Origin of the sequence: Sphingobacterium detergens (genome assembly GCF_003610355.1) — a bacterium.
GTDB lineage: Bacteria > Bacteroidota > Bacteroidia > Sphingobacteriales > Sphingobacteriaceae > Sphingobacterium > Sphingobacterium detergens.
Genome location: NZ_RAPY01000001.1, coordinates 253,264 through 268,810 on the forward strand (window position 1 = coordinate 253,264; position 15,547 = coordinate 268,810).

The 15,547-nt window shown below is 43.7% G+C and carries 11 protein-coding genes; 9 read left to right on the plus strand and 2 right to left on the minus strand.

Going from position 1 to position 15,547, the window contains the following annotated elements; all coding sequences use genetic code 11:
- Window positions 1–2: 2 nt before the first annotated feature.
- Complete coding sequence (locus DFQ12_RS01100; RefSeq protein WP_120257188.1) at window positions 3–251, minus strand: hypothetical protein; 249 nt, start codon at window positions 249–251, stop codon at window positions 3–5.
- A gap of 296 nt (window positions 252–547) precedes the next feature.
- Here DFQ12_RS01100 and DFQ12_RS01105 point away from each other — a divergent pair, with 296 nt between their 5' ends.
- The 5 genes from DFQ12_RS01105 to DFQ12_RS01125 are packed head-to-tail and all read left to right on the plus strand — an operon-like array spanning window position 548 to window position 8,760.
- Window positions 548–1,075 (plus strand): RNA polymerase sigma-70 factor, encoded by a 528-nt coding sequence (locus tag DFQ12_RS01105; RefSeq protein ID WP_120257189.1) that lies wholly within the window; start codon window positions 548–550, stop codon window positions 1,073–1,075.
- A gap of 44 nt (window positions 1,076–1,119) precedes the next feature.
- Complete coding sequence (locus DFQ12_RS01110) at window positions 1,120–2,172, plus strand: FecR family protein (RefSeq protein ID WP_120257190.1); 1,053 nt, start codon at window positions 1,120–1,122, stop codon at window positions 2,170–2,172.
- A 39-nt stretch (window positions 2,173–2,211) separates the two neighbouring features.
- Window positions 2,212–5,457, plus strand: a complete 3,246-nt coding sequence (locus DFQ12_RS01115; protein WP_120257191.1) for a TonB-dependent receptor — start codon at window positions 2,212–2,214, stop codon at window positions 5,455–5,457.
- A 29-nt stretch (window positions 5,458–5,486) separates the two neighbouring features.
- A complete protein-coding gene (locus DFQ12_RS01120; RefSeq protein WP_167457163.1) occupies window positions 5,487–6,851 on the plus strand; it encodes a RagB/SusD family nutrient uptake outer membrane protein in 1,365 nt (454 codons plus the stop codon).
- A complete protein-coding gene (locus DFQ12_RS01125) occupies window positions 6,844–8,760 on the plus strand; it encodes a TlpA disulfide reductase family protein (RefSeq protein ID WP_167457164.1) in 1,917 nt (638 codons plus the stop codon). The genes DFQ12_RS01120 and DFQ12_RS01125 overlap by 8 nt, the downstream gene beginning before the upstream one ends.
- 132 nt (window positions 8,761–8,892) lie before the next feature.
- Here DFQ12_RS01125 and DFQ12_RS01130 read toward each other — a convergent pair whose 3' ends face one another.
- Window positions 8,893–9,189, minus strand: coding sequence for a hypothetical protein (locus DFQ12_RS01130; protein WP_120257194.1), 297 nt, complete (start codon window positions 9,187–9,189; stop codon window positions 8,893–8,895).
- Between the two features lie 201 nt (window positions 9,190–9,390).
- Here DFQ12_RS01130 and DFQ12_RS01135 point away from each other — a divergent pair, with 201 nt between their 5' ends.
- The 4 genes from DFQ12_RS01135 (at window position 9,391) to DFQ12_RS01150 (ending at window position 15,544) form a co-directional block, all read left to right on the plus strand.
- Window positions 9,391–9,849: a DinB family protein gene (locus DFQ12_RS01135; RefSeq protein WP_120257195.1), complete on the plus strand. Its 459-nt coding sequence runs from the start codon at window positions 9,391–9,393 to the stop codon at window positions 9,847–9,849.
- A 327-nt stretch (window positions 9,850–10,176) separates the two neighbouring features.
- Complete coding sequence (locus tag DFQ12_RS01140) at window positions 10,177–10,764, plus strand: RNA polymerase sigma factor (RefSeq protein ID WP_120257196.1); 588 nt, start codon at window positions 10,177–10,179, stop codon at window positions 10,762–10,764.
- Window positions 10,765–10,871: 107 nt separating this feature from the next.
- Window positions 10,872–11,963 carry a FecR family protein gene (locus tag DFQ12_RS01145; protein ID WP_120257197.1) on the plus strand — a complete coding sequence of 364 codons (1,092 nt, stop codon included), beginning with the start codon at window positions 10,872–10,874 and terminating at the stop codon, window positions 11,961–11,963.
- Between the two features lie 125 nt (window positions 11,964–12,088).
- Window positions 12,089–15,544 (plus strand): SusC/RagA family TonB-linked outer membrane protein, encoded by a 3,456-nt coding sequence (locus DFQ12_RS01150; protein ID WP_208642409.1) that lies wholly within the window; start codon window positions 12,089–12,091, stop codon window positions 15,542–15,544.
- The last annotated feature ends 3 nt before the right edge of the window (window positions 15,545–15,547 follow it).

Consider the following 15,547-nt stretch of genomic DNA (forward strand, 5'->3'; position numbering starts at 1 on the left):
TATTAATGGCTCAGTTGTAATTTTCCGATAAAGGGGCGGCTATCGATCGTCGTAATAGCTTCTTTAATGGAATAGCATAGCTGGTAGTTTTCGCTCAGCATTTTTTTGCTAGATTCTATTTTGCTGTTTTCAACCTTATCAACAATCCAGGTTGGGTTTAACGGATCTGAATTAAATTTCGTGATTAAAACTGTAAATCCTTCTTTCTGAGCACTGATTAAAGTGTCTTTTGTGATGTCTACTATTTTCATAGTGAGATAAGATACGAAAAAAATAGGAAATAGGCTTTGCTTCGTTTAGTTGATGGCCTTATCAACATCCTTGCAATTGAACGAAAATGGATCTTCTTTATGGATTCAGGGGCCTAAAGTGTGATGGTTCGGCGATCGGTTTATCCATCGTGATTCAGATTGTGAATAAATTAAATGTAACAAAAGGTGGTCTTTGGTTGCGTTATTCTACTGGTTTTATTAGAAATCCATCATAAATTGACTTTCCTAAAAATAAAGCCTAATTTTGAGTGATCAACAGTAACTAAACCATCAGAATGAATGTAGCACATGTCAGACAATTGTTTACCCAGCTTTACGAAGAAAATTGGGTGAAGTTGTATGTACATGTTTTCCGGATGTTAAATGATCGGGACGAGGCCCGTGATATTGTACAGGAAATATTTGCAAATCTCTGGGACCGTATGGAGCGGCTGGAAATCGAGCATTCGTATCAGGCTTATCTCTTTCGTTCGGCCCGTAATCTGGTGATCAACCGCATCGCAAGCCAAGATGTGGGACGTAAATATGAACATTACCTTGAACATGCAGCCCCAGCGCTTGAAATTATGCCCGACGAGCTGCTGCGGGAGAAAGAATTAGCTGAGCAGATTGATCAAGCGATTGAAAAGCTGCCGCGCAAAATGGCTTTGATCTTCAAAAAAAGTCGTTTCGAACAACGGAGTTATCGGGAGATCGCCGAGGAACTTGATATCTCTGAGCAGACTGTCAAAAAGCAGATATACAATGCGTTGACGGTTTTAAGAAAAAAAATACGAACTATTTTCATTTTTTTCTACCACTAAGTGGGTGTTATCCTGTCTTCTAAACTGTAAACAGGAAAGAACCTATGAAGCAACGATTATCGAAACAATTACTGCAGAAGTATCAGCAGGGGATGTGCAGCGCCGAGGAAATGGCGTATGTCGAAAGTTGGTACAATCAGCTTAGCAAGGCAAATAACGCAAAAGATATTCCGGAACTTGATCTGGCTGCCGAAGATCGCTATTTCCAACAACATATTTTTGGGCCCGAATTGCGGGCCAATCGCCATAGGAGGGCCTATCTGAAGGTCGCGGCTAGTGTTGTATTCTTTTTGATGGCAGGCGCAGTCATGTACTTCTTTTCCGGACGCCAGCGATCCCCACAGCCACTGCCTTTTAGTGTCGGTCAATTCCAGGCCGATCTGCTGATCGGAAATGAAGTGGTCAGCCTGGACGAAAAGAAGCCGTTCAGCCCGGCATGGATGGAACAACGCAAGGGGGATCAAGTGGCAATCAAGACCAAAAAGGGGCAAGAATTCAAAATGGAACTTCCCGATGGTACGACGGTGTGGTTAAATGCCGACAGTAAGCTGGAAATCGGATCGGGATACAATGTACAGGAGCGGGCTGTATTCTTGGAGGGGGAAGCCTATTTTAAAGTGGCAAAAAATAAAGTGAAACCCTTTATTGTGCATGTAGGCAAGACGAGCATTGAAGCCCTGGGGACTGCCTTCAATGTCAAGTTATACCCCAATGATAGTCAGCTCTTAACCACACAGCTTGATGAAGGAAAAATACGGGTCAGCAATGCCGGCCTGCAGGAGATTCTGCTCCCCGGACAGCGCATCCAGCTGAATGTACTGAATGGGGACTTCCAGCTTCAGCAAGAAAACAAACAGCAGGATGCGGCCAACTGGAAAGATGGTTACTTTGAATTTGACCAGACACCGCTTCCTGAGATTTTGGCCGATCTGGCCCGTTGGTACAATTTTACCTATAGCCTGTCGCCCGTCTATAAAAATAAAGTGCTTAGCGGAAAAATCAGCAAAAAAGAGTCCTTTGCCGAAGTGCTGAAGATATTGCGGTTCGCCGGCATAAATTATACAATCGACAAGGACAGACTCTTACTTGTTCCCTAACCAAAGACCAAACAAACGAATTTTCAATCTAAATACCCTATGAAACAGTCCGTAAAAACACTGCTATTTATGCTGATGCATGTCAATGGCTATGCCTTTAGCCAGCAGGGTGACAAACCATCCAACCATGTTCAATTTAAACAGCTCGTCAAAGCCATCGAACAGCGTAGCGATTATCGCTTTGTTTATGATCCCAATGAAATTAGCCCCGATCTGAATGTTGATATCAATTTGAGCAATGCCAATATCCCTGAACTACTTAAACAGGCATTCTCGGCAAAAGGCATCCGCTATCAAATTGTCAAAAACACCATCGTGCTTCAGGGGAAAGCAGCTGGCAAGACTCAGCAGGCTACGATCAGTGGTCGGGTCAGCAATGCTTCGGGTGCAACGCTTGAAGGGGTCAGTGTCCGTGTTAAAAACAAGGTCATCAGTACGGTTACCGATGCCAGCGGCCGTTTTAGTTTAAATGGACTGCAGCAGGATGATATACTGCTCTTGAGTTATGTTGGTTACCGCAGCAAGGAAGTTAAGGTCGCGGGCAACGGCATCATTGAAATAAGCCTTGAGATCGATCCTGGCAACCTGGATGAGGTGGTGGTGATCGGTTACGGCACATCTTCGAGACGCAAAAATACGGGTTCGGTATCCAGCGTGACCGGCAAGGAAATAGAGACACAGCCGGTACTGGATCCTTTGGCTGCATTGCAGGGCCGCGTGGCCGGACTCAATATAGCCTCCAATTCGGGGCTGCCGGGTAGCTCTTTTCAGGTGCAACTGCGTGGTGTCAATTCACTGAGCAATGGCAGTAGCCCCCTTTACATTATCGACGGTATTCCATTTTCGGACGAAAGCATGAATCAGTTTACCTCAGCCAATGGGAATCAAAGCCCGCTAAGCCTGATCAATCCAAAGGATATTGAACGGATTGATGTGCTTAAGGATGCCGATGCAACAGCCATTTATGGCTCCCGGGGTGGGAATGGAGTGATCCTGATCACAACGAAAAAGGGAAATAAAAGCGGACTTAAAATAGATTTTAATGCCAATATTGGCTCCGGTAAAGCCATTCGAAATCTCAAGATGCTCAATACAGAGCAATATTTGGAAATCCGTAAGGAGGGATTTAAAAACGATAATTGGACGGCGACAGCAGATAATGCGCCGGATCTACTGACATGGGATCAGTCCGCTTACAGTGACTGGCAAAAAGAGTTTTACGGTGCATCTGCTCCTTTCTCAACCTATCAGCTGTCATTTTCCGGTGGAAACGAATATACGCAATACCTGGCCAGTGCCAATTTCAATCGCCAGGGTGATGCCTTGCCCGGTAATCAAAATTATCAGCGTGGGGGTGCGCTGTTGAATCTGTCTACGCAGTCCAAAGATCAGCGATTTAAACTCAATAGCAGTTTCAACCTCAACCTGGACCGTAATAATACGGTACCGACGGATATTGCACAGTTTTACAATCTGGCGCCCAATTATCCTTTATACGATGAAAAGGGAGACTATTATTGGTTTCAACAAACCTTGCAGAATCCAGCCGCCTATATGGAGCGGTCGAGTATATCAAAATCAAAATCCCTGCTGGCCAACTTTTCAGCCGAGTACGCGATCTTGCCCGAATTGGTCGCTAAAGTCAATGTAGGGTATAACCTCAAAAGCATGGACCAGACACGCCTGCTGCCCAATGTAGGATTTAATCCATTGACCAGTACGGGCTCAATGGCCTCTTACGGGAACTCGGATTATCAGTCCTACATCGTTGAGCCGCAATTGAATTACAGCAAAAACTTTGGGAAACATGAATTTAAGTTCCTTTTGGGTGGCACCTGGCAGCAGCGGGTCAGCGAAGGTAAATACTTGGATGGCAGCAGCTACCCAAGTGATTCCCAGTTAGCCAACATGGCTGCCGCAGGTGTCATTGCAATCCGCAACAATCAGTATGCGGACTACCGCTACCAGTCTGCATTTGGGCGTATCAATTATGCCTATGCGGATAGGTACCTTGTGAATGTCAGCTACCGAAGGGATGGTTCGTCCCGCTTTGGGCCCAACAATAAGTACGGTAATTTTGGGTCGATTGGTGCAGCCTGGGTATTCAGTAGCGAAGAATTTTTAAAAGATCAGTCTATCTTGAGCTTCGGAAAATTACGTGCCAGCTGGGGGGTGACGGGCAATGACCAGATCGGAGATTACCAGTACCTGGATACCTGGGGAACGGGCTTTGCCTACCAGGGCATCACCGGACTGTATCCGACACGGGTATTTAATCCCAATTTTGGATGGGAAGAAATTAAAAAGAAAGAACTGGGCCTCGACCTTGGCTTTTTCAGGGACCGTATTTTCCTTACAACCAATTATTACAACAATAGATCGGATAATCAGTTGATCAATATTGTGCTCGCGCCGCAGACGGGCTATAATTCCTATTTTGGGAATACCCCGGCACTGATCGAAAATAAGGGCTGGGAGATTGAGCTGAGCAGTGTTAATATCCAAAAAGAGAAGTTCAGCTGGAAAACCAATTTCAATATTACTTTTCCATCAAATACCCTGTTGGAATATCCTGGGCTTGAAAATACTAGTGATGCAAGGCGATACGTCATTGGCGAGTCCACACGTATCGTCCGTGGATTTCAGTTTACTGGAGTGGATCCGCAAACCGGGGTCGCTCAATTCCGGGATGTGGATGGCGATGGGAAGATCAGTGATTTCAATGACTATGTGACCTTGGGATCACTGCTGCCCAAGTATTATGGTGGTATCGGCAATAATTTAAGTTATGGCAGTGTGAGCCTTGGATTCCTATTTCAATTTGTTAAACAGGAGGGACCATCCATTGGGTATGGCCCGCAGGCAACGACCATTGGCGGAATGGGCAATCTGGATGAATATGTGTTGGACCGTTGGCAGCAGCCTGGAGATGTGACGGATGTGCCACGCGCTACCGCCAATAGCGCCAACGAAGCGAACCTGGCTTACCGCAATTACTACCGGTATTCATCGGCCGTATGGGACGATGCTTCTTTTATCCGCTTAAAAAATGTATCGCTCAGTTATGATATTTCCAAATGGACCCAGAAGATCAATATCAGCAGGGCGTTGGTACAATTTAATGCGCAGAACCTCTTTACCTGGACAAGCTTCAGGGGGATGGATCCCGAGATGCCTGGTTTTGACCGCACCTATCTCTCGGATGTCAATCCCTTTGGTTCGGTACGGAACAGCGCCACGCCATCAATGCGTACCTATACTTTTGCGGTTCAGCTCACTTTTTAATGATCATAAAACGACTAAAGACTTATCCCATGAACAAATATATCATCTACAGCCTTTTTGCGACAGCACTGATAAACATATCCTGCAATAAATTCCTGGCAGTGGACCCACCCAAGACAGAAGTGGCGGCAGAATCGGCCTTCAGTGACGAAAAGACGGCCACAGCAACCGTGGGCGGACTCTATACCAGTATGAACAATTACAATAACCAGTTCGCTAGCGGGCTGATGACCATTGTGCTGTCCAGTCTGGCCGACGATTACAACTCAGCCTTTACAAGCTACGATGAGTACAAGTACAATAAACTAAGTCCGGCGACCTCTTATCTCGATCGGCTCTGGTCGCAACCTTATAGCTATATCAATCACAGCAATAAGATTATCGAAGGAGTGGAAGCTTCGGCGCTCAGCAGCACGGTAAAGGCACAGCTATCGGCTGAAGCCCGTTTTACGCGGGTGTTCAATTACTTTTACCTGAGCAACCTCTTCAACAAAGTACCCTTGATCACGGATACCAAAGATTTGGAGGCCAACAACCGAAAAGGTCCGGCCTCCCGGGAGGAGCTCTATGCGTTCATGTTAGATGATCTGAAGAAGGCTGCTGCCGATATTTCCGACGCCTATCAGGGCAATGAGCGTACCCGCCCCAATAGAAAAGCGGTTGACGCGCTATTGGCCCGGGTATATCTGTATCATGCAGACTGGGCCAATGCCGAAGAGATGGCTGACAAAGTCATCGCTGATAATCGGTATGAGCTGTCGCGTGATCTAAATACCGTTTTTTTGAAAACGAGCAAAGAGGCGATCTGGCAGCTGCAGACAGTTAATCTTTCTACTGCCGGGGTCAATACCTGGGAGGGTTTCAGCATCGTTCCGGCCGTAGCTACAGCACGGAGTTACTATCAGGTGTATGATACCACGGTAGCGGCCTATGAAGAGAATGACCTACGTAAAGCCATGTGGTTAAAACCTTATGTTGTAAGTAATAAAACGCTTTATATGCCCTATAAGTACAAGGTGCGTACAGGTGCACCTGTTGCCGAATACAATACCGTGCTGCGACTTGCCGAGCAGTATCTGATCCGTGCCGAAGCGCGGTTGAACCAAAATAAGTTGCAGGCGGCACTACAGGATATCAATCTGATCCGTGAGCGTGCAGGCCTTGTCGCGCGACCACAAACGATGGACAAGGCGGGCATCGCCCTGGCGCTTGAAAAAGAACGCCAGCTGGAACTGCTCGGTGAATGGGGCCACCGTTGGTTTGACCTGGTGCGCACAAACAGGGCCCTGCCTGTACTTTCAAAGGTCAAAACAGACTTTAGTGAAAGCGACATCAAAATACCGATCGCCAGTGCTATTTTAATCACCAATGCTAACCTCCAACAGAATGATTAAGCCATTCAAATATGCCTTGCTGCTTATTTTGCTACAGGCAAGCCTGCTGTTGCAGGCGCAAGTCAGCATAACACCGGAAAAAGCGGCAGCCGGTGATAGCGTGACCATCAGCTTTGATCCGGGTAAATCTGCTGCTGCTCATCGTGCCGGGCCATTTTTCGTGGATTTCAACTATTCGAATTTTTATGAATTTCCGAGTCGGCTGCCCATGCAGCAAGAAGGCGGACTGTGGCGTGTGCGCTTTAAACTGCCCGCCTATGCCAACTTTTCCTGCTTTACGATCGCCGACAAAGACAAGAAATTTGTACAGCAGGCAAGCGATAGCAGTCAATATGAGATCTACGTCTATAAGCAGGGGAAACTGATCGCTGGTAATTACCTGGGAAAATCCTACAGCGTACCGGTGCAGGATAAAACCTCGGATCGGATCGTTGCTACACAGGAATATTACCTCAAAAAAGAGTTGAGTCTATATCCCGACAACTATGAGGCCCAGCTCCGTCTAATTGCGCTACAGATGAAAACCGGTAGTCCGGCCCAGCAGGCGCGGCTGTTGAATAAGGGTTTGGCTGTGGTGGAACAGAAATTCAGAAGCAATCCACTCTTTGAAGGTAACCTCAACAAGGTGACCATGGGCTATCTGATACTGGGCCAAAACCAAAAAGTGGATTCGATCCGTCAGGTTGTGATCAACGAGTTTCCCAACAAGAAGATCGGGCTGTCTTATCGGCTCAATAAGTTGTTCCGCGAGCAGGATTCCAGCACCGTGGTCGCAAAGATAGGGGAGCTTCTTTCGCTCAAAACGGCCGATAATGAGGCGGCCTATGGCAGCGCTTACGAATATCTTTTTACCTACTATGTGCGGCATGGCGACAGCGTACAGGCCCGGAAATATCTGCCCCTGATTACCCGTTGGGAACAAGATCCCTATAAATGGCGCACTTATAATGAATATGTGCAGCTGCTATTGGATCATAAGCTGATGCTGCAGGAGGCGTCCAAACTCAATTTATATCTTCTTGATAGTGTTGCGGCCTATCCCGTGAGTCTAATACGCTATTTCCCGGAAACGGGTTATCTGGTGGCCCATGATCCGGCCAAGGCCGATAAGCTCAGGGCGATAAAAGCTGAAATTATGGCTAATCAGGGACTGATCACCGCGCAGTTAAATCAGCCCGAAGTAGCCCGAGAATGGTTTACCAAAAGCATCCCTACACTTCAATCCGCAACACTGCTGCGGGCCGTTGCCCTGCAGTATCAGCAGTGGAATGATCCAGACAGTGCTATTCCCCTGTTGGGGGCAGCCTATCGGCATGCTCCTTTTGACCCACAGATCCGGCAGCTTCTCGACGGCGCGCTCGTTAAAACAGGGATGGGCAATGCTGCCGAACGGCAAGCTTATTTTAGCAAACTTGACAAGCAATGGAAACAGGGGTATTATGATGAGTTTCAGAAAATCATCGGCAATACGCCATTTCCAGAAGACATCAGCCTAGTTGATATGGACAAGAAACCATTGCTTAAGGCGGAACTCATGGACAAGATTGTGATCATTGATTTTTGGGCCACCTGGTGCAAGCCCTGCATTGCCTCTTTTCCCTATTTACATCAGGTGTACAAAAAATATGCGGACGATCCGCAAGTGAAATTTGTTGTACTCAATTCGGGCAGTGGAAATAGCTGGGACGACGCCTACAAATGGGCACAGGGCAATCCCCAATTTGACTTTCCATTTTATTACAACCAAGATAAAAAGCTCAGTAGCAAGCTGGAAATAACGTCAATTCCGACAACGTTAATCCTGGACAAAAAAGGAAACATTCGTTTTCGAAAGGTGGGGTTTGAAGGTGAAAAGCTCTTACAAAGCCTCGATGCCATGATCGAATACCTGAAAGAACTGGAGCGATAAGCTGTTGTTTTGACAGAGCTCCGCTTGCCTGAGGCCAGCTCAAGAAAAGGAATGAATAATTAGCGCAATGAGCTATTGTTCTGTTAGTTATTCAGAATCTATAGATAGCAATAAGGTAGTAACACGACTACCTTATTGATGTCTATTACCTTTATGGTAATACGAAATGTTTTTGTTGATCCCTTGCGCCGCATCATTTCTGTCGGGCGATACCATGACGGGTGCATATTGCAATGACACAATATCGATGCTGTCGATATCGGGCATTTTAAGCGGGCGGTACCAAGAGGGTGGGGTCGCTAAATTGCCCGTCTCTTTGCGATCTATTTTTTCTGTTGATTCTTGTACAGAACCTTGTTTCCAGCTTCTGTATACAAGCAATGCTGCTCCAGCAATTGCCGTGATAATCAGTCCGATTTGTGCTTTCATACGTTCTTCTTTAAAAATTGAACCATATTCCTTTTAAAATGAACAATACTCTTATCAAAAAGTTCAATAAAAAACGAATCAGTATCTTCGGGTCCCCCTCGCAAGAAATTTGGGTATAGCATCCGATTGCCGTAAATAGACTTTGAAAGTTTTAAAGATTCAGCTTATTTTTGTTCACAAAACACGGACAGTTAACAAGACATGGAATCACTCTTTCGCGCATGGAAAACGAGCCGAATGGCTTACCTCAAATTCTTTGAAAACTATTCATTGGAACAGCTCAATCGCATTCCTGATGGCTTCAGCAACAACCTGATCTGGAATATCGGGCACATCATTGCCACACAACATAAATTAATTTATATCGGATCTGAGGTAGAAGGACATATTCCCGAGGAAGTCTTTTTGAACTACCAGTCCGGAACAAAGCCTACTGCACCTGTAGCGCAACAGGAAGCCGACTTGCTGAAAAGATTGCTCCTTGAACAGATAGAACCGACAATCAGTGATTTTAACAACAAAAAGTTTGTGACCTACCGTGAACGTACTACGGGGACGGGCTTTCATCTCACTTCAATATACGATGCATTCGAATGGAATAATTTTCATGAAGGACTGCATCTAGGTTATATGATGAGCATCAGAAAGTTTATTGTGTAGGTATAGGTACGAAACAGTAAGGTCGATCGGGTATAGTCAAAGAAGCACAGCTGTCTGTCTTGTTCGTAGGTTGGATAGGTATACAGGAGATAGGTATACGTGGGGTAATTAAAGGAAAGTTTTTTAAGGTGGATCAATTGCTGCTCCGACCTTTTTTATGATTTTAGATCGCTGGCTATCAGCTTTAAATGTGAACCAAACATTTTATTGTTATCATAGCTATTTTTCGACAGTATAGTATTGAAGATTCAACGGGTAAAAAAAAATGAAAAATAATGGATATTTTGTAATATTGTATATATATACTAAAATAATCAACAGTTTTCTATGATGTTGGCAAGCAATTCGGAATTGATATCAAAGATGTCTGTGGATGAGCGGGAAGGTTTTTCAGATGTTTATGAACAATACTGGGAAGATATCTTGCGCTATGTCATGCGAATAATTCCGGACGAGAGTGAGGCTTGTGATATTGTACAAGAAAGTTTCTTGGCATTGTGGGAAGTCCGGAAAGATATACCAAAGTTAAGATCCATAAAAGCCTATCTATATATTATTTCCCGCAACTTAGCCTTTAAACATCTTCGACTCCGATTAGATAATCAAGAAGCTATAAATTCTTATGTCGATCGTTATACCGAAAAATTTCATTCTATAGATAAAGTGTTGGAAAGTAAAGAATTAAATAGCTTGTTGGAAGCGGAAATATCGAGACTACCCGAAAAAATGCGGGAAGTATTTCTATTGAGCAGAAAACAACATTTGACCTATCAGCAGATTGCTGAAAAGCTGAATATCTCCGACAAGACTGTAAAAAAACAAATATATAAAGCTTTAAAGCATTTGAGGTTAAAAGTAGATGAAGAATATATCCCTTACCTCATCCTATTTTTAATTTTTGACTGTTGTAATTAATTTTTCTTGTTGATTATCAGTGATTTGATTTTTTTTACTTATGTAGCGTACTACTCTGTTGCCCAAAATACCTCATACCTATATAAACCAACTATAATTTGTGATAAATGAATTCCAAAATCTTTAAAGATTTGTTGCAACGTTATGTCGCTGAAAAAACCACAACGGAGGAGAATAGAAAAATTGAACGGTTTATTCTCAAAAGAGGATTTGAGAATAAACTGCAATGGGAATCAGAGCTGCATAAGGAAGGCACCAAGGATCGGATGCGCAGTTATATTTTTGATCAGATAGCGATTAAGGCATCTAGAAAAAAAATTAAACTCATTCAAACGCTATCCATCGCGGCTTCTTTGATCTTTTTAATTGGGTTGGGAGCCTTCTATTTTAATAAAAAAAATGAGTTTAGTCAGGATAAACAAATTATTGCAAAATCAGTTAATGAATCCTATCAGGATGTCACGATTAAGTCTAGTACTGGCGATATAGAAGTGTTGGGTGGGATCAAAGAATTGGATCTTAGACAGACCAATTTTAATAAACAGCATACAATTGGACCTAACACAGTCAATACAATACATGTCCCAAGCCAGCATCAGTTTAATGTTGTCCTTATGGACGGCACTAAAGTATGGTTAAATGCAGGAAGTAGTTTAAGCTACCCAACACGATTTGAAGCTACTGATCGCAACGTTATCCTTGACGGCGAAGCATATTTTGAAGTTGTTTCAAACCCTGTTAAGCCTTTTTTGGTTAATGCCCGAAACAGCCAGATCATCGTAACTGGTACCAAGTTTAACCTGAAAGCATACGCTTCCGAACCTCATATAACGACTTCCTTATTTGAAGGCCATGTAGCTTTCAAGAATGGGAAAGAGCTCTATCCACTTACTCCGGGCCATCAACTTATTTCTGATAAAAGAAATAATACGATACAGACCGGCACTGTCGAACGTGATCAAGTATTGGCTTGGAAGAATGGCTATTTTGTCTTTAATGATTTGGACCTAGTATCCGTCATGCAACACGTTGCAAAGTGGTATAATATTTCCGTAACAGCTCCGAATCGAAAATCTATTAAGCGCATACAAGGGACTTTCCCAATTACGGGCTCTTTAGACGACTTACTTCGAGATCTTGAACGATTGAGCGGAGTGAAATTTATCAGAAAAGGAAAGGAGGTGCAGGTGATCTATTAATAGCAGATTAAGGCGCCAAAAGTAAACCAGAGATGCGACCAACATCTCCGGTTCAATTAAGCACTTGATGTGCATCGGCGTAATTTTTTTAAGTCTCTAAATCTTAAATTATTAAACCTATACAAATGTATAAAAATAATCGTGCATATCCTTCGTGGTATGTTCATGGACTATTTAAGTTCCTGTTTATGTTAAAGTTGATCGTATTAACTTCTATTTTATCAATGACACAGGCTTTTGCCAATGTAAAGGCTCAAAATGTATCGATAAAAGTGAAGAACAAATCCCTAAAGGAAGTCTTCAATCAAATAAGTAAGACCTCGGGGTTTTATTTTCTGTGTTTGGCAGAAGATATCCGTCATACTACCCCAGTTTCGGTGGAGTTGCACAACGTGCCAATCGAAGTGCTATTAGACAAAATTTTGACCGATAGATCCCTTTCGTACCTCATCAGGGGCAACCGAATTATTGTTGAAAAGTTAGCGAAAAACGAAATCACGGCTCGTCCTATTGCTGTGCAAAAAAGAGAGGTCACCGGTACGGTCAGAAATGAAAAAGGTGAGCCTGTCGCGGGGGTGTCGGTAACGGTGAAAGGACAGCAATCTGGAGGGGTAACAGATGCAAATGGTGGTTTTAAAATGGAAGTTTCATCAAATGCCATGTTGGTATTCTCATTTTTGGGGTATGAGACGAAGGAAGTTTCAGTTACTGAAAGCAATGTACTCAACGTGCAGCTGTCTCCTCAAGTCAGTAAGTTGGATGAAATCGTAGTGACTGCATTGGGTATCAAAAAGGAGAAAAAGGCATTAGGTTATGCTGTTCAGGAGGTAAAAGGGGAGGCTTTGGTCAAAGCGCGTGAACCCAATGGCATTTCGGCATTGACAGGCAAGGTGTCAGGACTAACGATAACACCATCGAGCAATCTTTTTGGAGATCCGGGAATTTATCTTCGCGGACGCAGTGGAGTATTGATTGTCATCGATGGAGTGCCAATAAGTTCAGATTCATGGAATTTAAGTCCCGATGATATTGCTTCCTATTCGGTGTTGAAGGGAGCCAATGCTGCCGCTTTGTATGGTCAGCGCGGTATAAATGGTGCCTTGGTTATTACGACAAAAAAAGGAGGTACTGCCGGAAAAGGGTTTCTGGTTGAATTTAATTCAAGTAACCAATTACAAACAGGTTTCAATGCTATCCCAAAAGCACAGACTGAATATGGGCCAGGGGATAATTTCAAATATGCTTTTAAAGATGGTCGGGGTGCCGGAATCAACGATAACGATTACAATATTTGGGGGCCTAAATTTGAAGGGCAACTGATCCCACAATACAATAGCCCAATAGATGAGAAAACAGGCGAACTCATTCCCATACCTTGGCTGGCAAGAGGTAAAGATAACTTGACAAATTTTTTGAGAAATGGTTTTCTAACGACCAATAACCTTGCCATATCGACGAGTAGTGAGGTAGGCGAGATCAGAATGTCATTGTCACAAAATTACCAGCGCGGACAGGTTCCAAATACCAAGCTGGGTAGTACTAACTTTAATATCTCAGGGGGGCTTAATGCTGGTAAAAAAATGCGATTCGAAGCCAATATCAATTACAACAGACAATACACCCCCAACTATCCCAATATGGGATATGGTCCTATGAATTATATTTACCTTATGCAGGTATGGGGTGGGGCAGATTATGATGTGAATGACCTACGTAATTATTGGCAACCGGGCAAAGAGGGGATCCAACAATATAATCGGGAATATACGATTTATAATAATCCTTGGCTCGTTGCCTATGAAAATCTCCGCAGCTATCATAAGGAAGATGTATACGGACATGTGTTGATGAATTACAAAATAAATGATGCATTTACATTTAACGTGCGCACCAACGTAAGCAGCTGGAATCGTAAGCGCACCACAAAGTATCCTCTTTCGGCAGATTTTTACGAACCTAGGCGGGTAGGAGGATACGAAGAAACGATGGATAACTTCTGGGAAAATAATACCGAGGCCTCCCTTAGCTATCAGAAAAAATTTGGGGATATCGGTTTTAAGGGATCCGCTTTTGGAAACCTGAGAACAGTTAGTGTCAATAGCCTCTATGGTTCTACAAAAGGAGGGCTGATCGTTCCTGGCGTTTATGATCTATCCAATTCAGTTGAGCAGTATCAGCCTCAAAATGACAAAGCGATGCGTCAGGTTGCGAGTGTTTACGGCTTTACGGATCTAGATTATAAAAATTTTCTATTTTTAAATCTAACAGGGCGTTTTGATCGATCTTCCACCATGCCTAAGGCAAAAAACACCTATTTCTATCCCTCCGCTTCCCTTAGTGCCGTATTGTCTGAAATGATCCAAATGCCTAAAGCTGTCTCTTTATTGAAGCTTCGGGGTTCCTATGCCAATGTAGCAAGTGATTTGGTATCGGAGAGTGATCCCTATAATATTTATAAGCTATTTCCAGAGTATAGTGCCTATGATACACGATGGGATAATATGGTTGGCGTGGACTACAGCGGTGTGTTGTACAACAACCAAATTCTTCCATCTCGTGTGAAAACCTATGAGCTCGGAATGGAAACCAAATTACTAAACGGACGTATCGGATTCGATTTTGCCTATTTTAGGAATGTCGAGGGGCCCGGAATTGTGGATGTTTCTGTTTCATCCAGTTCCGGTGTTACAGGAATCCAAAAAAATGCCTACACCTACATTCGTAAAGGTTTTGAGCTGACGGTAGAAGGAACACCAGTACGCAGCAGCGATTTTGTCTGGAATGTAACGGCAAACTGGTCTACCAATCATCGCTGGTTAAAGGAAATCGACGGTATTCTTCAACGCGATGGGATGATTAAAGTTGGAGACCGGGTCGATGGATATTTCATCACAGATTTTCAACGGGACGAACAAGGTAAGATGATCGTCGGCACGAATGGTTTACCTGCTTATAATCCCTATACGTCAAAAATAGGCTTCAATGACAACAATTTTGTACTGAGCTTAAATAACAGTTTTAAATACAAAGATTTTGGCCTTAGTTTTCAGTTTGACGGGAGATTTGGCGGCCTTATAAGTAATTATGTAGACAGTTATCAATGGAGTTCGGGAACTGCCCCGGAATCGGCAAATGAGTACAGAGATCTGGATTGGAAAAATAGGGACAACAGCGACTGGCGCGGTTCGGTTATGAGTGACGGCTTAAAAGTTGTGAGTGGTCAGTTAAATACAGATCAAGATGGCAATGTAACCTCGGATACACGCAAATTTGCACCAAACGATGTTCCGGTATTATGGCAGACCTGGGCACGTAATTATTATAGATCAGGTGATATGCTGGCTCGCAGCAGGACCTTTGTGAAGTTAAGAGAGTTTATCCTAAGTTATCAAGTTCCAACGAATATATTGAGCGGATCAAAGCTGTTCAAATCGGCAAGTGTTTCGCTAGTAGGCCGCAACCTCCTTTACTTTACCGGCAAAGGAACCAAGAATATGGATCTGGACCAATTTATCGGCGCGGCTAGTTTTCAGACGCCTTCCGTGAAAAGCTTTGGTTTAAATATTAATGCAACCTTTTAGTAC